At 60.1% G+C, this 16,791-nt stretch carries 14 protein-coding genes and 1 pseudogene; 8 read left to right on the top strand and 7 right to left on the bottom strand.

The window, feature by feature from the left end:
* Positions 1–351 precede the first annotated feature (351 nt).
* From istA to IEI94_RS22810, 4 genes and pseudogenes are all read left to right on the top strand, one after another.
* On the top strand, positions 352–1,533 hold the full coding sequence (istA, locus tag IEI94_RS13955; RefSeq protein WP_191167902.1) for an IS21 family transposase: 1,182 nt from the start codon (positions 352–354) through the stop codon (positions 1,531–1,533).
* Positions 1,530–2,336, top strand: coding sequence for an IS21-like element helper ATPase IstB (istB, locus tag IEI94_RS13960; RefSeq protein ID WP_155833570.1), 807 nt, complete (start codon positions 1,530–1,532; stop codon positions 2,334–2,336). Before istA ends, istB begins: the two co-directional genes overlap by 4 nt.
* A 99-nt stretch (positions 2,337–2,435) precedes the next feature.
* A pseudogene (locus tag IEI94_RS22975) lies at positions 2,436–2,651 on the top strand (Y-family DNA polymerase); the annotation flags it as partial.
* Complete coding sequence (locus IEI94_RS22810; protein WP_412030920.1) at positions 2,631–3,254, top strand: cation transporting ATPase C-terminal domain-containing protein; 624 nt, start codon at positions 2,631–2,633, stop codon at positions 3,252–3,254. The pseudogene IEI94_RS22975 and the gene IEI94_RS22810, both read left to right, overlap by 21 nt.
* A 90-nt stretch (positions 3,255–3,344) precedes the next feature.
* Here the strand turns inward: IEI94_RS22810 and IEI94_RS13970 are convergent, their stop codons facing one another.
* The 4 genes from IEI94_RS13970 to IEI94_RS13985 all read right to left on the bottom strand — a co-directional run bounded on the left by IEI94_RS13970 (position 3,345) and on the right by IEI94_RS13985 (position 5,320).
* The gene (locus IEI94_RS13970; RefSeq protein ID WP_191167904.1) at positions 3,345–3,617 is read right to left on the bottom strand and encodes a DUF5666 domain-containing protein; all 273 of its coding nucleotides are present in this window, start codon (positions 3,615–3,617) and stop codon (positions 3,345–3,347) included.
* Positions 3,618–3,767: 150 nt separating this feature from the next.
* Complete coding sequence (locus IEI94_RS13975) at positions 3,768–4,040, bottom strand: hypothetical protein (RefSeq protein ID WP_191167905.1); 273 nt, start codon at positions 4,038–4,040, stop codon at positions 3,768–3,770.
* Between the two features lie 91 nt (positions 4,041–4,131).
* Positions 4,132–4,788 carry an inovirus Gp2 family protein gene (locus tag IEI94_RS13980; RefSeq protein WP_191167906.1) on the bottom strand — a complete coding sequence of 219 codons (657 nt, stop codon included), beginning with the start codon at positions 4,786–4,788 and terminating at the stop codon, positions 4,132–4,134.
* 334 nt (positions 4,789–5,122) lie between these two features.
* Positions 5,123–5,320, bottom strand: coding sequence for an AlpA family transcriptional regulator (locus IEI94_RS13985; protein ID WP_318153400.1), 198 nt, complete (start codon positions 5,318–5,320; stop codon positions 5,123–5,125).
* Positions 5,321–5,983: 663 nt separating this feature from the next.
* On the opposite strand from IEI94_RS13985, the gene IEI94_RS13990 reads away from it, so the two are divergent.
* Positions 5,984–6,550: a hypothetical protein gene (locus IEI94_RS13990; protein WP_191167907.1), complete on the top strand. Its 567-nt coding sequence runs from the start codon at positions 5,984–5,986 to the stop codon at positions 6,548–6,550.
* 758 nt (positions 6,551–7,308) lie between these two features.
* Here IEI94_RS13990 and IEI94_RS13995 read toward each other — a convergent pair.
* The 3 genes from IEI94_RS13995 to putP form a co-directional block, all read right to left on the bottom strand.
* Complete coding sequence (locus IEI94_RS13995) at positions 7,309–7,830, bottom strand: carboxymuconolactone decarboxylase family protein (protein WP_191167908.1); 522 nt, start codon at positions 7,828–7,830, stop codon at positions 7,309–7,311.
* Positions 7,831–7,953: 123 nt separating this feature from the next.
* The gene (putA, locus tag IEI94_RS14000) at positions 7,954–11,619 is read right to left on the bottom strand and encodes a bifunctional proline dehydrogenase/L-glutamate gamma-semialdehyde dehydrogenase PutA (RefSeq protein WP_191167909.1); all 3,666 of its coding nucleotides are present in this window, start codon (positions 11,617–11,619) and stop codon (positions 7,954–7,956) included.
* 105 nt (positions 11,620–11,724) lie between these two features.
* On the bottom strand, positions 11,725–13,215 hold the full coding sequence (gene putP / locus IEI94_RS14005; protein WP_191167910.1) for a sodium/proline symporter PutP: 1,491 nt from the start codon (positions 13,213–13,215) through the stop codon (positions 11,725–11,727).
* Positions 13,216–13,589: 374 nt separating this feature from the next.
* On the opposite strand from putP, the gene gmk reads away from it, so the two are divergent.
* The 3 genes from gmk (at position 13,590) to IEI94_RS14020 (ending at position 16,726) form a co-directional block, all read left to right on the top strand.
* Positions 13,590–14,222, top strand: coding sequence for a guanylate kinase (gene gmk, locus IEI94_RS14010; RefSeq protein WP_191167911.1), 633 nt, complete (start codon positions 13,590–13,592; stop codon positions 14,220–14,222).
* An 85-nt stretch (positions 14,223–14,307) separates the two neighbouring features.
* Positions 14,308–14,562 (top strand): DNA-directed RNA polymerase subunit omega, encoded by a 255-nt coding sequence (rpoZ, locus tag IEI94_RS14015; RefSeq protein ID WP_191167912.1) that lies wholly within the window; start codon positions 14,308–14,310, stop codon positions 14,560–14,562.
* 31 nt (positions 14,563–14,593) lie between these two features.
* The gene (locus tag IEI94_RS14020; RefSeq protein ID WP_191167913.1) at positions 14,594–16,726 is read left to right on the top strand and encodes a RelA/SpoT family protein; all 2,133 of its coding nucleotides are present in this window, start codon (positions 14,594–14,596) and stop codon (positions 16,724–16,726) included.
* The last annotated feature ends 65 nt before the right edge of the window (positions 16,727–16,791 follow it).

Below are 16,791 nucleotides of genomic sequence, written 5' to 3' on the forward strand. Positions count from 1 at the left end.
ATAAGCTACTGACACACAACGAAAAACGACCGTAATCGAGCGAAAGTGCAGTTCTTTGGAATGAGTAGCTTAGCAAAAGTTGATAATTGCAAACGAAGCTGGTGCGTGGACCAATGGAGTGCCGTTTCGGGATAGCGAGGGAGACGCCATACTAGCGGGGCCTGCACGCGGACCGTGATGCTGGAAGGTGCTGCTTGGGTCTGATCAACTTAGAACAGTAACAGCTTTCGCTGCTCAACACCCGGCAGTGTCGGCGTCGGAGCTATAAGTCCGTAGATCATCAAAACAGATTGTCCCCCCGACCCGCATGGCCTTCCCTTGTTGGTGACGAAGCCTACAAGAGATCGAGCCATGCTGAGCCGAGAGGACTTTCTCATGATAAAGCAACTCCACCAGCGAGGCGCTCACCTCGTGGACATTGCCCATCAGATCGGCTGTTGCGAGCGCACCGTGCGGCGCCACCTGATCCGCGAGTCAGCGCCAACGGGACGACCGGCCATGCGGCGAGCGAGCAAGCTGGATGCTTACAAGCCGATCATCGATCAGCTGCTGGCCGATAACGTCTGGAACGCCGAGGTGATCTTCCAGTTGATCCGCGAGCAGGGCTACACCGGTGGTAGCACCATGGTGCGAACGTATATCCAGCCCAAACGAGCCTTGCGGCCGAGCAAGCAGACCGTGCGCTTCGAGACTCAGCCTGGTTTCCAGCTCCAACATGACTGGGGCGAGATCGAGACCGTTGTGGCCGGCCAGTGCGGCAAGGTGAATTTCGCCGTCAACACCCTGGGCTATTCGCGGCGCTTCCATGCCTGGGCAGCGTTCAGCCAGGATGCCGAGCACACCTACGAGTCGCTGGTGCAGGCCTTCCGGCACTTCGGCGGCGTGCCACGCACGGTGCTGGTCGATAATCAAAAAGCGGCGGTGATCAAGCACGATCGCGACCGACGGGTGGTCTTCAACGCCGGCTTCCTGCAACTGGCCAATCACTATGGCTTCACGCCCAAGGCGTGCCGCCCGCAACGCCCGCGTACCAAGGGCAAGACCGAACGTATGGTCGGCTACGTGAAGCAGCACTTCTTCCAGCGCTACCGGCAGTTCGAGAGCTATGCCCACCTCAACCAACTGCTCCTGCTATGGCTTGAACGGGTGGCTGATCAGCGCCTGCTACGGCAGTTTCGTCAGACCCCGGCCGAACGCTATATCGCTGAAGCGGAGGCCCTTCTGCCGCTGCCGGGAACAGACTTCGATACCCGTTACCACGACCTGCGCCAGGTCGGCTGGGACGGCTACATCGAAGTGCGCGGCAACCGTTACAGCGTGCCCGACGGCTATTGCGGCCAGGCGGTGGTGATCCGCCTCAGCCTGGATGACGAGCTGACGGTGTACACCGCCGCCGGTGACGCCATCGCCTATCACCGCCTACAGGCCCCACAAGCAGGCTGGAACACCGTGCCGGAGCATCATGCTGCTCTTTGGCAGCAGACCCTAGCGGTGCAGCAGCGCGACCTGAGCGCCTACGAGGAGGTGCTGTGATGGCCCTGGAACAGCTACTTGATCGCCTGAAGATGGAGCATCTCCAGGCGTCGCTCGACAGCCTCTGCGAGCACGCCAGCAAGCAAGATCTGAACTACCGGGAGTTCCTCGAACAGGCCTTGTTACAGGAATGGGGCGGGCGTCATCAGAAGGGCCTGGAGTCACGCCTGAAGCAGGCCCGGCTACCGTGGATCAAGACCCTAGAGCAGTTCGACTTCAGCTTCCAGCCCAGTATCGATCACAAGATCGTGCGGGAGCTGGCCGGCCTTGGCTTTGTCGAGCGGGGTGAAAACGTCGTGCTGCTCGGGCCACCCGGCGTCGGGAAAACACATCTGGCCGTCGCCTTTGCAGTGAAAGCCGCCGAAGCCGGTCACCGCGTCCTGTTTATGACCCTGGATCGACTCGTTAGCACCCTGATGCGTTCACGGCAGGAGAATCGCCTGGATCGGCAGCTCCAGCAGCTGACCTACCCCAAGGTGCTGGTGTTGGACGAGATGGGCTACCTGCCGATGACCCGCGAGGAAGCCAGCCTGTTCTTCCGCTTGATCAACCGGCGCTATGAGCGAGCCAGCACCATCCTCACCTCGAACAAGTCGTTCATGGACTGGGGCGAGATCTTTGGCGACCAGGTCATCGCCACGGCGATCCTTGATCGGCTGCTGCATCACTCGACCACGCTGAACATCAAAGGCGAGAGCTACCGACTGAAGGACAAGCGACGAGCTGGCCTGGTGACCACACCGACGACGAAGGAGGACGAAACCTCACACGAGCCTGAATCTGTTCCGATGAAAGAGCACTGACAGAAACCGGACAATCTGGATTGATGAAAAGCGGACAACCTTCACTGGCGTTGACAAGGTGTGGGGCGTGGTGCGCTCGGTCATTCATGAGTACACCGTATGATCGGCCTGGTGGACTGCAACTCGTTCTACGTCAGCTGCGAGCGGGTATTTCAGCCGCGGCTGCGCGGCCAGGCAGTGGGCGTGCTCTCCAACAACGACGGCTGCGTCATCGCGCTCTCCAACGAGCTCAAGGCGACCGGCATCACCATGGGCGAGCGCGGGACCCGGGTTGCCCGGGAGGTGGCCGCCATCGTGCTGCTGGACGACAACTTCGGCAGTATCGTCGGCGCAATCGCCGAGGGGCGCCGGCTATTCATCAATCTTCAGCTCTGTTTCCAGTACCTGCTGATGGTGCACATCCCGCTGGTGATCACCGCCGCCCTGATCCCGATGCTGGGCTATCCCCTGCTCTACCAGCCGATTCACATCGTGTGGCTGGAGTTGATCATCCATCCCACTGTACTGCTTGTGTTCCAGAACCTGCCTGCCTCCCCCTCGCAGGGCGCTCTCCCCGCGAAGGGCGCAAAGCCACGCTTCTTCAGCCCCCGGCAGTGGGGGACGATTCTGGTGGTAGGCACGGTCGCCACCGGGGGCGTCACGGGTCTCTATCTGCACAGCCTCGGCCTCGACTATGCCGTCGAGCATGCCCGCAGCGTGGCACTGATGGCGATGATCCTGGCCGGCACCGGCATCACGGCGGCACTGAGCCGTATGCGCGGGGGAGCGGCCTGGGCCATGGTGGTCGCCGCGCCGATCGTCTCGGCACTACTGATCCACCTGCCCGGCCTGGGCTCACTGCTTCAGTTGCCCCCCCCCCGCATGCCCAGGACTGGCTCTTGGTACTGGTCGGCGGAGGTCTCATCGCCCTGCTGGTAGGAATCGGTCAACTCCGGCAACAACGACAGGCCTGAAGCTCGCTTACCATCGAATTCTCAAGGCTATAAGCAAGGGACCGAGGCGATGAGATCAATCTTCAAGCTCGATCTCCGTGGCGATGTGCCGGCCGTCGCGATACTCGAAGTCGACCTCGACGCGCTGGCCTTCTCGCAGATCCTCGAAACGGTGCAGCCCATCGTCGTAGTCGGTGCGATCGGTGACCTCAAAGGTGATGCCCTGGACCGTGAGAGTGCGGTTCGCGGCGTCCACGGACTCAATGATGCCTTCGACCTCATTACCGGCCTGAGCGGTCAGGGTGAAGGCCGAAAGCGCAATGCCAGCCAGCAGGGTGCGAAATCGCATGATGGTGGATCTCCTTAAGCACTGGGGATAAAGTGAACGAAGCCGAGTCATCCCGCCGGCGGCAGCAAGCTACGTTTGGCTGCCGAAACCCTGGTTAGACAGGCTATTCAAGTATGGCATAAGTGTTCGGGGCACGGCAGCAGAGGAGGCTTACTTGGATTCTCCCGCCAGCTCCACACTCTCGCTGCGAAACTGCTCTTGGGCTGCCTCCAGATTCTCAGCTGCCTCCGCATCCAACGTGTCAAACAGCAGCCGAGCCGTCGCCTGGGTACCGGTCTCCTCGGTGACTTTTACCCCCTTCACGAACAGTTCTGCATCCGACACGCAACCACAGGCTTTGCAAACCTGAAACTCGAGTCTCGCGCTCAGCCTGCCCTTCACCGCTTCATTCTGTCGTGTCTCACTTCCGCATTTGCATTGCATGATCACCGTCCTCTTCATTAACCAGCAGCGCTGTTTAGCGCTGCTGCAGGCCTTTCAAGCCCCCTGTCGCCTCCTTGGGAGCTCACTCTCATCAATGACGGCTGGTACCAAACGCACGCAGCCCAAGCCCGTACTGCTTTGTCTCCGCCTTGCACAGGTAGGAGGCTCGATAGAAGGCTCGCCGGAAGCTCTCCGGATCTTCCCGGTCAATCCAGTACACAGGGTTCTTGGGTACATGGATCCAGGGCTCCTGTCGTTTCAGCTCTTCGCCTAGCGCGCTGTGCCAGGCCCGGGAGACCCGGCTCAAGAGGTTTTCATTGGGAGAGCATGCCCTGCCGGGCAAGTGGTATGCATCGCGGTTGAGAATCAGGAAGAAGTGATAGTGAGGCTTGCCATTGGTACCAACCTCACGGCACCAGACATAACGCACCTTGGTATCAGGCACCCAGCCGCCCAGGCGCTTCTGTGCCCGGTCGTGCTTGATGATGGCTTTAAGTGAAGCGATAAAGCGTGGGATCAGGTGCTGGTGGTCTTCCAGCGTCATCCTGTCGCTGATCTCGGTAGGGATGATTGGGTCAACCCGAAAGGCCAGCACTCGGGGATAATCGTTTATAGCTTTCATAAGCGTGGCATGTAGCGCGTCGAGATATTCAGTTACCATTGGTAAGGACTCCTCTTGGATTTCTAGACTATTGAAAATCTGGTTGTAATGCATATGCAGGTTGGTATTGCCTGAGTGACGCTTCATATTTCAAACCTCCGGTTTCGTGGTTAACTGCCCATACCTAACTGGATATGGGCGCATGTTGCAGGCACGGGGAAACCTCCAGCTGTTTGCTAGATTCAGTGGGTCAACGTTTGGTGTTGCTCTGTACCTGGGTTACCTTCTCTTTGATTGGGGCTTGCTGCCCCTCCCCTTAACTTTTTCTTTTAATCAATACCCTCAACCCCCTAATAATAATTAAACAAGGGTGAAAAATTCTGATTTAAACCTCAGAAATGCAGGCAGGCTGTGGTGTACAAGTGTGGTAGGTGATAGAGCATCCGCTCTTCTATTATATTAAAATGTAAGCATCGAAACGCTAAACCACTTCATTGTTTCTCCTTATTATAGTGTCCTGGATCCAGATCTCTACCTCGCTTTCCACCCACGCTACAGCACGAGTAGTGAGCTTAATTTGCTGAGGAAAAGTTCCCTCATCCATGTACTTATAGATCGTAGACCTAGCGAGCCCAGTGCGGCCCATGACGTCTTTGATGCGAATCAGCTTCATGCTCATGACGAACTCCGGTCATTCGTTCATGAGATGGTGCAGGTGGGTAGTTTTTGGCGAGGTGGGCAACTTTTATAAGTATTTGTCTAGAAGATTAATGGCACGCGATATTGGTAGACAATAAACCTCTCATTTCTACCCTAGCCAGATCAAGCTGCTAAACAGACTGTTTGTTAACACCAATAAGGAGGTGCCGAATGATTTCTTCCCAATCTACCACCAGCTGTCACCGAGGAAATTTTCACCCTAGCGACTACCGTCTGACTGGACTGAATGATGAAGAAATTACTGATAATTAAGCAAAGCTAACCGCACTCTGTAATCTGTTGCGGCAGAGCGTACCTAGCCCTTTCTGACAATACCTTTGCGTTTTGAGCATGACAGAGTAAATCCTGGAATTGATTTAAAACGTCAACTAACCAATGACAAAGCTATAGGCTTGCATGCTGCATGCATCCCCAATGCAGGCTATAGCTAGCAATGACTTTGTGTTAATTTTTATGCTTTTTTGCATTTTTATCCGCACAAAAGAGACTTGCCTACAGCAACCACAGGCTTTTCATATTAATTTTCACGCGAAAATTCATCGCATTTGACAGCATAATCATGCTTTGTTAGCATCACTACTGATACTTAATAATCATTATTAATGTGAGATTAGTGACAGCCATGATGACACTTTCCAGGTGGTTAGAGGGGTACCCAAGTGAAGCTGAAGGAAAAGCGTTAGATTATCTGAACGGCAAGGGTTTTTACTGCAGCAATTCGAACTTAAGCGCCAAAAAACAGATTGAAGAGATAGAAAAGAAAAACTCTCAAAGCTTGCACTTTAAGGATAGCGTCCGGAAGCTTAAAAATAACCTTAGGCAGCACAAATCTACATTGAAAACGCCATATATTAAATCACGCACTTTCAAACTATCAGACCGATCTCATGAGGCTCTTAAAGCAATTGCAAAATCAAGAAACGTAGCAATAAGCAATGTTTTAGAGAAAATTATCGAGGAAGAAGCACAGCGAGAAGGTCTCCTGCAGAACGTAAATTATTATAACTATTCCGGCAGCCATGGCATGAACTCAACCATGCTTAATAATCTAACCAATACTGACGAAACACTAGCCACGCACGAGCCGTCACAGCACTATCCTGATTACGGATACAGCATGAAGTACCATGGGCTTGGAGATAAGTTAGAGGCTTTAATAAATGGCTCAGATCTCTCAAATAACAAGTGAAGTTTAAAATAGTCAAGAAGTAACGGCCCTGAATTCAAGCAATAAGCGCAACACCCATGGTGTTCAGTTCGATACCTATTCGATTAGGTATCTTGCCAAGCCTTCTTAGCTTAAGCACGTGGTCACTGAGTCGCCTGAGCTGGGAGAGGTTTTGCAAGACCAAGACTTAGCTCCATTGGTGGCTGCCGCCAATGCCGACAAGGAGTGACATGTAATCGTTGATCCGTTCAGAGCTTCACTTCTAATGCAGTCACTCGACGACGCCGGCAATCATGCTAGGCAAGCGCTTCGTTCAATTCTAAGCGTTTGCCGCCGGTGATTGCTGAATGATTGATAATGCTCGTGATTCAATAGGCATTGTAGCGCAGCTTGCGGCTGAGCGTCCTGATATAGACGCCAAGCCCATTGGCGATCTGCGGCTGCCCACGTAATGACAGAGGTGAATCTGATATCGTTGGGTCTGGCTCAGTTGTAGGCATCCTGCGCTTTGCTTCGTTTGGGTCTGTGGGCTGAAAAACTTAGATTCCTGCAACATTGCCTCATTGGAATGCCCTTAGCCCCAATTGACTCTGCAGCGATTTGCAGCCCCCTACCAAATGGGGAGTACACTGGGGAGTACCATTAATAATCAAGCGCCATGATGCACATTAAACCATTGAAAAAAAACATAAAATCAATATTGTACGATTTTAAGATCCAGAACATCGAGTGATGTCCGGACCAATGGGCGGCAAGAGCTGCCTCTACCGGCAGGTGCGCTACAGTCTCATGTCAAACGCGTTCAGCGTCATGGCGACTAACGCGTAGTACCCGATAACGCCCACGACCTCGACGAGCACTTGGGTCCCAAGCGCCTGCCGAGCGGCTTCAAACGTCTCAGCGTCGAGTCGGTTGTGGTCGAGGAGTTGACGCGCCAGGGTCTGCAGCAGGACCAGCCGGGGTGCCCCCAGGTCGGCCAGGCCGCCCTCCCTGAGCGTGGCCACCGCCGCTTCCGACAGCCCTGCCTCGACGGCAATAGGCTCATGGATCTGCTGCTCACCGACGCACTGCAAGCGGCCCGCCACACAGAGAATCAGCAATTCGCTCTCGACGAGAGACAGCTGAGTATCATAGCGGCAGAAGGCCCCTAGCTGCTGCGCGGGGGCCGCCAGCCCGGGGCTGTGCAACCAGGCCAGGAAGGGTCCGTTGGCATTGCCGCGAGTCTTGACCACCGACTGATAAATGGCTTGCTGCTGAGGGTCCATCGCCTGTGCTGAGGGCAACTCGATCCTTGACTGCATGGGGTCTCTCCGGCGTTGTTCGCGTTCTGGTTGATCCGGCCTGTGGTTGGCGACTCCCGCTCAGGCTTGCCAGCAGGGAGTCGATGGCAATAATCGCGATCCGCCCTTGCAGGCGCCTGGGCGCTACACGGCCGTCGCCAGCAGGCTGGCGTTGCCTCCCGCCGCGGTGGTGTCGATGCATAGATGGCGCTCCACCACGTAGCGCTCCGGCGCGATGGTCTGGGTCTCCAGCGGCACAATGGCGCCGTCGCGCTTGGCAAGCGCCATCCGTAGTTGACGCGTCCAGTCGCTGTCGCCGGCCGCGGCTACCGCTGCCATGCCGTTGAGCTCGACCAGCGCCTCGGGCGAAACGCTGCCGTCGATGCCGGCCACCGGCGCCCCGGCATCGATCAGCGGCTTCACGGCCTGCTCGGCGCCTGGCGCCACCACCACGGCGGCACAGCCGGCGCCCAGGGCCTGGGCGGCCTGGGCCACGGCGATATCCAGGCTCGGCCCCAGGCACAGCACCGGGCCCTTCGGATACTGCGACAGTCGGTTGCTCTCCCCCGTCGGGCCTGGCAGCGTCTGCGGCGTCATGTCCAGGGCCGCCGTCTCGTTGATCGCCCGGCGGACCACGCCGCCCTTGCCGGACAGCGCCTTGCGCAGCACCTCGACCCGATCGGGGCGCGCCGCCCAGTTGCGCGCATCAAAGCCGTCGAGCACCGACTGAAGGCCCTTGAGTGACACGGCTGCTCCCTGGGGCGCCTCGTGTCGCTCGGCGGTGGCGGTGCGGCGAAAGCGGTTGACGTAGAGCGGGCCGCCGGCCTTGGGTCCGGTGCCTGAAAGGCCCTCGCCGCCGAAGGGCTGGGAGCCGACGATGGCACCGATCTGGTTGCGATTGACGTAGATGTTGCCGACGTGGAGTCGTTCGACGATCTGCTGCACCCGATCGTCGATGCGGGTATGCAGGCCGAAGGTCAGCCCGTAGCCCCGGTCGTTGATGGCGTCGACCACCTTGTCGATGTCGCGCGCCTTGAAGGTGGCCACGTGCAGCACCGGCCCAAAGATCTCGCGCTCGAGATCCGCGATGCCGCCGACCTCGACCACGGCGGGCGTGACGAAGGTGCCTGTGTCGGGCACCGGCAGGTTCTTGAGGACCTTGCCGGCCTTCTGCTGGGCCTCGACATAGGCGCTGATCTCGGCCTGGGCCTCGGCGTCGATCACCGGGGAGACGTCGGTATCGGTGTTCCAGGGGTCGCCGATGGTGAGCGCATCCATGGCGCCGTCGAGCATGGTCAGCAGCCGCTCGCGGGCCTCCTCCTGCACATACAGCATGCGCAGCGCCGAACAGCGCTGGCCGGCCGACTGGAAGGAGGAGATCAGGATGTCGCGCACCGCCTGCTCGGTCAGCGCCGTGGAGTCGACGATCATGGCATTCAGCCCGCCGGTCTCGGCGATCAGCACCGCATCCGGCCCGGCGTTTTCGGCCAGCGCCTTGTGGATGATCTGCGCCACCGGGGTCGAGCCGGTGAAGCACACGCCGGCGATCCGCGGGTCGCTGGTCAGCGGCCCGCCTACCGTCGGCCCGTCGCCGGGCAGCAGCTGCAGCGCCGCCTCCGGCAGGCCGGCCTCGCGCATCAGCTCGACGGCACGGGCGGCGATCAGCGGCGTCTGCTCGGCGGGCTTGGCCAGCACGGCGTTGCCGGCCGCCAGCGCTGCAGCAATCTGGCCGGTGGTGATGGCCAGCGGGAAGTTCCACGGACTGATGCAGACGAAGATGCCGCGGGCGCTGCCGGGCTCCTCCGCCTCCAGCCGTTCGGCCTCGTTGGCGTAGTAGCGCAGGAAGTCCACCGCCTCGCGCACCTCGGCGATGCCGTCGAACATCATCTTGCCGGCCTCGCGGGTGGTAATCACGGTCAGCTCGGCGATATGCGCTTCGTAGAGGTCGGCGGTACGACGCAGCACCTCGGCCCGCTCCGCCGCCGGGCGCGCCGACCAGTCGCGGAAGCCGTCCTCGGCGGCGTCGAGGGCGGCGCTCACTTCCTCCGCAGTCGCCTCATGCACCTTGCCGATCACGCGCTTACCGTCGGCAGGCGACACGGCATCCCGCGCCGGCCCTTGAGGCGCCGGACGGCCCACCAACATGGGCGCCGCCGTCCAGGTGGCGTCGGCGAAGGTCTCACGCGCCTCGAGCAGTGGCAGGATCGAGGCGGGTTCGTTGATGCGATAGCCCTTGGAGTTCTTGCGCTCGGGGGCGAACAGCTCGCCGGGCTGGCGGATCAGCGGGCTCGATACGGCCTCGCCCAGGCGCTGCAGCTCGGCGATCGGGTCCTTGGAGACCTCGCTGGGGGGGATCGAGCTGTCGACCACCTGGTTGACGAAGGAGGAGTTGGCGCCATTCTCCAGCAGGCGCCGCACCAGGTAGGCCAGCAAGTCGCGGTGCGCCCCCACCGGCGCATAGATGCGGCAGTGGGTGCCCTCCGACTCTTTGACGATATGGTGCAGCGATTCGCCCATGCCGTGCAGGCGCTGAAACTCGTAGCTCTCCTTGTCGTCGCCGGCCATGGCCACCACGGCGGCGCAGGTGTGGGCGTTGTGGGTGGCGAACTGCGGATAGATGCGGTCGCGGCGGTCGAGCAGCATCTGCGCACAGGCCATGTAGCTGACGTCGGTGTTGACCTTGCGGGTGTAGACCGGGAAGGTCTTGACCCCCATCTCCTGGGACAGCTTGATCTCGGTATCCCAGTAGGCGCCCTTGACCAGGCGCACCATGATCTTGCGGTCGAAACGCTCGGCCATCTCGTAGAGCGCCTCGATCACCGGTGCGGCACGGCGGCCATAGGCCTGTACCACCACCCCGAAGCCGTCCCATCCCGCCAGGCTGGGGTCCGCCATCAGTTCCTCAATGATGTCGAGAGAGAGATCCAGGCGATCCTGCTCCTCGGCATCGATATTGAACCCGATATTGGCCTTGGCGGCCTGCTGCACCAGCTCCTTGGCGCGCGGCACCAGCTCCGCCATCACCGTGTCTCGGTGGGTATACTCATAGCGCGGATGCAGTGCCGAGAGCTTCACCGAGATGCCGGGGCTGCCGCGCACGTCGCCCTTGGCCTGCTCGGCGATGGCGGTGATCGCCTTGGCGTAGGCCTGGTGATAGCGCAGCGCATCGTCGTCGGTGCGTGCCGCCTCGCCCAGCATGTCGTAGGAGTAGGTGTAGCCCTGCTTCTCGAGCTCGCGGGCATTCTTCATGCCCTCCTCGATGGTCTGACCGAGCACGAACTGACGCCCCAGGATCTTCATCGACTGGCCAACTGCTTTGCGCACCACCGGCTCGCCCATCCGACGAACCAGGCCGCGCAGCGCTCGTGTCGGGCCCTTGGGGTCCTCTGCCAGCACCTTGCCGGTCAGCAGCAGCGCCCAGGTCGAGGCGTTGACCATCGACGACGACGACTTGCCCAGGTGGGCGCCCCAGTCAGAGGGCTCGATCTTGTCGTGGATCAGATCATCGATGGTCTCCGCATCGGGCACGCGCAGCAGCGCTTCCGCCAAGCACATCAGCCCCACGCCCTCGGTGGTCGAGAGTCCATACTCGGCAAGGAACGCCTCCATCATCGAGGGCTTCTTCTCCTTGCGCACCCGCGCCACGTAATGGGCGCCGGCGTCGGCCACCTGGCGGCGCTCCTCCTCTGACAGCCTGACCCCCTGGACAAGTTCGCTCAGCACCGCCGCTTCATCGGCGTCATAGTTGGCGCGGATGCGTGCCCGGAGGTCACTCGAATCGGTATGCAGATGACGATTGGCGTCGTTCATGCTGAATCTCTCCTTGCTACTCGAGACGTAGCCTTGATGCGCCGCGTAAAAAGGGCCCCCGTAGGAGCCCTTTCACTACGTTGCATGCGTCCTGCTAGCGCTTTGCTAGCGAGTGATGTGCTGATATTCACCGGCATCGGCCGTCACGCTGCTCACCACCATGATGGCAACGAAGGAAGCGATGAAGCCAGGAATAATCTCGTAGACACCGGGGCCCCCCATAAACTCGCCGTTCCAGCCCAGGGCGATCCAGATCATCACGGTGGCGGCACCCACCACCATGCCGGCGATGGCACCGGCGCCGTTGGTGCGGGGCCACATCAGCGAGAGGATGATCAGCGGACCGAACGCCGCGCCAAAGCCTGCCCAGGCGTTACTGACCAGCCCCAGCACCTGAGAGTCTTCGTCAGAGGCAATCACGGCGGCCACGATGCCCACCAGCACCACACAGACACGGCCGACGGCCACACACTGCTGCTCCGTCGCTCTCTTGTGCAGGAACAGACGATAGAAGTCCTCGGTCAGCGACGACGACGACACCAGAAGCTGACTGGAAATGGTGCTCATGATGGCGGCCAGCAGTGCCGCATAGAGGAAACCGGTGATCAGCGGATGGAACAGCAGCTCCGCCAGAATGATAAAGATGGTTTCCGGATCTTGCACATCCAGCCCATTACGGATCGCATAGGCACGACCAAAGATACCCAGGGAAACGGCACCGATCAGAGAGATAAGCATCCAGCCCATGCCGATATTGCGGGCAACGGGGACATCCTTCAGCGAGCGGATCGCCATGAAGCGCACAATGATATGTGGCTGCCCGAAATAGCCCAGCCCCCAGGTCACTGCTGAGAGCCAGCCTATGAAGGTCAGCCCTGACGTCCAGGATAGCAGCGTGGGATCGACCTCATTCAGGGTCTGTGAGGCCTGACCAAAACCACCGCCCCCTTCACCGAAGAGCACTACCGCCGGCATGATCACCAGCGCCAACATCATGATGCAGCCCTGCACGAAATCGGTCATGCTCACGGCCAGGAAGCCGCCGACGACGGTATAGATCAACACCACGCCGAGGGTGATCATCACACCCATGGCGTAATTGCTCATATCACCGAAGTTGTAAATCCCCGAGAAGGCGCTTTCGAACAGCTTGCCGCCCGCCACCAGGCCTGACGCCGTGTAAACCGCAAAGAAGATCACGATGACGATAGCGGAGACCGTCCTCAGAGACAGCGCCCGCGTCGGAAACCGGTTCGCCAGGAACGCCGGTATGGTAATCGCATTACCATAGTGTACGGTCTGTTCACGCAGCCTTGGCGCCACCAGGGTCCAGTTGAAGAACGCCCCCACCAGCAGGCCGATACCAATCCACGCTGAGCCCAGGCCAGAGACAAATAGCGCTCCGGGCAAGCCCAGGAGCAGCCAGCCACTCATGTCCGACGCACCGGCGGAAAGGGCTGCCACCTGTGGGCTAAGCCCTCGGCCACCCAGCATGTAATCTTCAGATGACGCCGTCGCCTTGCGCATGGCATATACGCCAATGGCAATCATCAGCGCAAAGTAGCCGAACAGGCTGATCCAAACACCAGTCGCCATAAAAGTGCTCCCTTTCATCAGGATGGAACCCGCTCCGACAGGTCAGCGCTCTCCCCTGCAGAACCGGATGTGGCACGCATGCTCAACACCGCTTTTTATTCATCAAGACGCTGCCGTCATCCGTACCGGCATGATGGGGGTCTTGACGGTTATAACCGATGTATCTCGACAGTAATCAGTGTGGACAGAAATATGCCGGACCGCACGGGTCATCAGCCACTTTCGTCAGGTGAGTGGTAACGAAATCTTGCAAATAGCGCTCAAATTCAACGCTTATTAATCGATCGACGCAGATATCGAGGCGGCATGACGTCAACCGCCCGGGCCACGTATACTGCCCGCCTCAAACATTCGTCCTCAGCCCCGGAGCCGCTATGTCTCAAGGCACGCTGTTTATCGTTTCCGCACCCTCCGGTGCCGGCAAGACCAGCCTGGTGCGGGCGCTGCTCGAGCGCCTCGATAGCCTCCAGGTATCGGTATCGCATACGACCAGGGCCAAACGCCCCGGTGAGCTGGATGGCGTCAACTACCACTTCGTCGAGGTCGCCAGCTTCGAAGCGATGATCGAGCGTGGCGATTTCTTCGAGCACGCCCGCGTGTTCGACAACTACTACGGCACCTCACGCCCGGCCGTGCAGGCGCTGCTGGCCGCGGGTACCGACGTGATCCTCGAGATCGACTGGCAGGGCGCGCGCCAGGTCCGCGAGCAGGTCGCCGACGCCGAGTCGGTATTTATCCTGCCACCGTCGCTGGCTACCCTGCGAGAGCGCCTGTCATCCCGTGCCACCGACGATGATTCGGTCATCGAGCGGCGCATGCGTGATGCCGTCAGCGAGATGTCGCACTTCGACGAGTACGATCACGTCATCGTCAACGACGACTTCGCCACCGCCCTGCTCGACCTCGAGAGTTTGGTGCGCGCCGCACGCTCGCGACTGGCACGGGTACGTGAGGCTCAGGCCCCGCTGCTGCAAGCGCTCTTGTCAGGGGATGAGGGGGTCGAGTAGACTCTTCTGTCCTCCATAGCATCGAATGGCCAATTTGGCCGTTCTTTCGCCATTTCCGCCCTACATCGAAGTCAGGTACCTGCACATGGCGCGAGTCACAGTTGAAGATTGTCTCGAGAACGTCGAAAACCGGTTCAAGCTGGTGATGATCTCCACCCAGCGCGCGCGCCAGCTGGCCCGCGGTTCACGCGATGCCCTGCTGCCGTGGGAGAACGACAAGCCCACCGTGATGGCGCTGCGCGAGATCGCCGCCGGCAAGATCGACGAGAACGTGCTCGACGAGCCGGTAGAAGCCGCACCGATGCGCATGCGCCGCGAGCCGGAGATGGGCGAAGAGTGATTCGTTGACCACCCGGGGATAGGCGCGCTGCATGTTCACCATCGATGACTTGGCCGACCGCCTCGGCGGCTATCTTCCCCCAGAAGAGATCTGCCAGGTCAAGCGCGCCTTCTACTACGCCGAGCAGGCCCACGACGGCCAGCGGCGTCGCTCCGGCGAACCCTATGTGACCCACCCCCTCGCGGTGGCCAATATTCTCGCCAATATGCACATGGACCATCAGAGCCTGATGGCGGCCATGCTGCATGACGTGATCGAAGACACCGGGGTTTCCAAGGAAGCACTTGCCGAGCAGTTCGGCGAGGCAGTGGCCGAACTGGTCGACGGGGTCTCCAAGCTGACCCAGATCACCTTCGAAGACAAGGCGGTGGCCCAGGCCGAGAACTTCCAGAAGATGGTGCTGGCGATGTCGCGGGATATCCGCGTGATCATCGTCAAGCTCGCCGATCGCCTGCATAACATGCGTACGCTGGGCGCCCTACGTCCCGACAAGAAGCGTCGCATCGCCCGTGAAACGCTGGAGATCTATGCCCGCATCGCCAGCCGGCTGGGCATCAATACCATCCGCGTCGAGCTCGAAGACCTCTCCTTTCAGGCGCTGCACCCGATGCGCTCCGAGCGCATCAAACGCGCCGTCAGCAAGGCTCGCGGGCATCGCCGCTCGACCATCCGCCAGGTCCAGACCAGCCTGCAGAAGTGTCTCGACGACGACCAGCTGCCGGGCACCGTGATCGGTCGCCAGAAGCACCTGCTGTCGATCTACAAGAAGATGCGCGACCAGCGCAAGTCGTTCGCCGAGATCATGGACGTGTTCGGTTTCCGCATCATCACCGACGATGTCGACAGCTGTTACCGCATTCTCGGTGCGGTGCACAATCTCTACAAGCCGGTGCCGGGCCGCTTCAAGGACTATATCGCCATCCCCAAGGCCAACGGCTACCAGAGCCTGCATACCACCCTGTTCGGCAGCGGCGGGATGCCCATCGAGGTGCAGATCCGTACCCGCGAGATGGAGGCCATGGCCAACAACGGCATCGCCGCCCACTGGCTCTATAAAGCCGGCCAGACCGAGCGGCCGATCGCCGCCGGCAGCCACGCCCGGGCCCGCGAGTGGGTGCGTGGCCTGCTCGAGATGCAGCGTCACGCGGGTAACTCGCTGGAGTTCATCGAGCACGTCAAGAACGACCTGTTTCCCGACGATATCTACGTGTTCACTCCCAAGGGCGACATCATGGAGCTGCCTCAGGGCGCCACGGTGATCGACTTCGCCTACAGCGTGCACACCGATATCGGCAACAGCTGCATCGCCTGTCGCATCGACCGCCACCTGGCGCCACTCTCGAGCCGACTCGAGAGCGGCCAGACGCTGGAGATCATCACTGCCCCCGGCGCACGACCCAATACCACCTGGCTATCGTTCGTGATCACCGCCAAGGCGCGCTCGGCGATCCGCCACGCGCTCAAGCACCAGCAGCATACCGAATCGGTGCAGCTCGGCCGGCGGCTGCTCAACAAGGCGCTGGGAGACTTCGAGACCAGTCTCGAGGAACTGCCCGAGGGACATCTCGCCGCGCATCTCGACGAGCTCGGCGTCAAGCAGCAGGATGAGCTGCTGGAGTCGATCGGGCTGGGTACGCGCATGGCCTATGCGGTGGCGCGCCGGCTTGTCGAGGCGCTGCAAGATGCGCCCGAGACTCGCGGGCCGCGCAGCGACGGTCATGGGCCGATCGTGATCAGCGGTGCCGAGGGCATGGTGATCAACTTCGCACGCTGCTGCCATCCGCTGCCAGGCGACCCGGTGATCGGGCATACTTCGGTGGGCAAGGGTATCGTGGTGCACCGCGCCGAGTGTCGTAACCTCGACGACCTGCGCAGCGACCCGGAAAAGCTGTTTGCCCTGGAGTGGTCCGAGACGCAGCAGACCGACTTCCCGGTGGCACTGCGTATCCACGTCGAGAGCCGCCGCGGCCTGGTCGCCGAGCTGGCCGGCCTGGTTACCGACGCCGATGCCAATATCGAGCGTATCGGTATCGAAGAGCGCGATGCACGGCTGTCGATCGTGAACCTGACCCTGGCAGTACATGATCGGGTACACCTGGCACGGATCATCAAGCGCATTCGTAACCTGCCCCACGTCGGCAAGATTCAGCGCGTCACCAACTGAGCTCTACCGCCGCTTACGCCGCAACCGGTTGCGGTGGCAGCGACGCTATTAAAGCGTTACTTATC

This window comes from Halomonas sp. ML-15, assembly GCF_014779595.1.
Classification (GTDB): Bacteria; Pseudomonadota; Gammaproteobacteria; order Pseudomonadales; family Halomonadaceae; genus Franzmannia.

What these genes read in the sequence shown, in the direction of transcription:
- istA (WP_191167902.1), top strand. Translation starts at nt 352, where the DNA reads ATGCTGAGCCGAGAGGACTTTCTCATGATAAAGCAACTCCACCAGCGA.
- IEI94_RS13970 (WP_191167904.1), bottom strand. Translation starts at nt 3,617, where the DNA reads ATGCGATTTCGCACCCTGCTGGCTGGCATTGCGCTTTCGGCCTTCACC.
- IEI94_RS13975 (WP_191167905.1), bottom strand. Translation starts at nt 4,040, where the DNA reads ATGCAATGCAAATGCGGAAGTGAGACACGACAGAATGAAGCGGTGAAG.
- IEI94_RS13980 (WP_191167906.1), bottom strand. Translation starts at nt 4,788, where the DNA reads ATGAAGCGTCACTCAGGCAATACCAACCTGCATATGCATTACAACCAG.
- IEI94_RS13985 (WP_318153400.1), bottom strand. Translation starts at nt 5,320, where the DNA reads ATGAGCATGAAGCTGATTCGCATCAAAGACGTCATGGGCCGCACTGGG.
- IEI94_RS13990 (WP_191167907.1), top strand. Translation starts at nt 5,984, where the DNA reads ATGATGACACTTTCCAGGTGGTTAGAGGGGTACCCAAGTGAAGCTGAA.
- IEI94_RS13995 (WP_191167908.1), bottom strand. Translation starts at nt 7,830, where the DNA reads ATGCAGTCAAGGATCGAGTTGCCCTCAGCACAGGCGATGGACCCTCAG.
- putA (WP_191167909.1), bottom strand. Translation starts at nt 11,619, where the DNA reads ATGAACGACGCCAATCGTCATCTGCATACCGATTCGAGTGACCTCCGG.
- putP (WP_191167910.1), bottom strand. Translation starts at nt 13,215, where the DNA reads ATGGCGACTGGTGTTTGGATCAGCCTGTTCGGCTACTTTGCGCTGATG.
- gmk (WP_191167911.1), top strand. Translation starts at nt 13,590, where the DNA reads ATGTCTCAAGGCACGCTGTTTATCGTTTCCGCACCCTCCGGTGCCGGC.
- rpoZ (WP_191167912.1), top strand. Translation starts at nt 14,308, where the DNA reads ATGGCGCGAGTCACAGTTGAAGATTGTCTCGAGAACGTCGAAAACCGG.
- IEI94_RS14020 (WP_191167913.1), top strand. Translation starts at nt 14,594, where the DNA reads ATGTTCACCATCGATGACTTGGCCGACCGCCTCGGCGGCTATCTTCCC.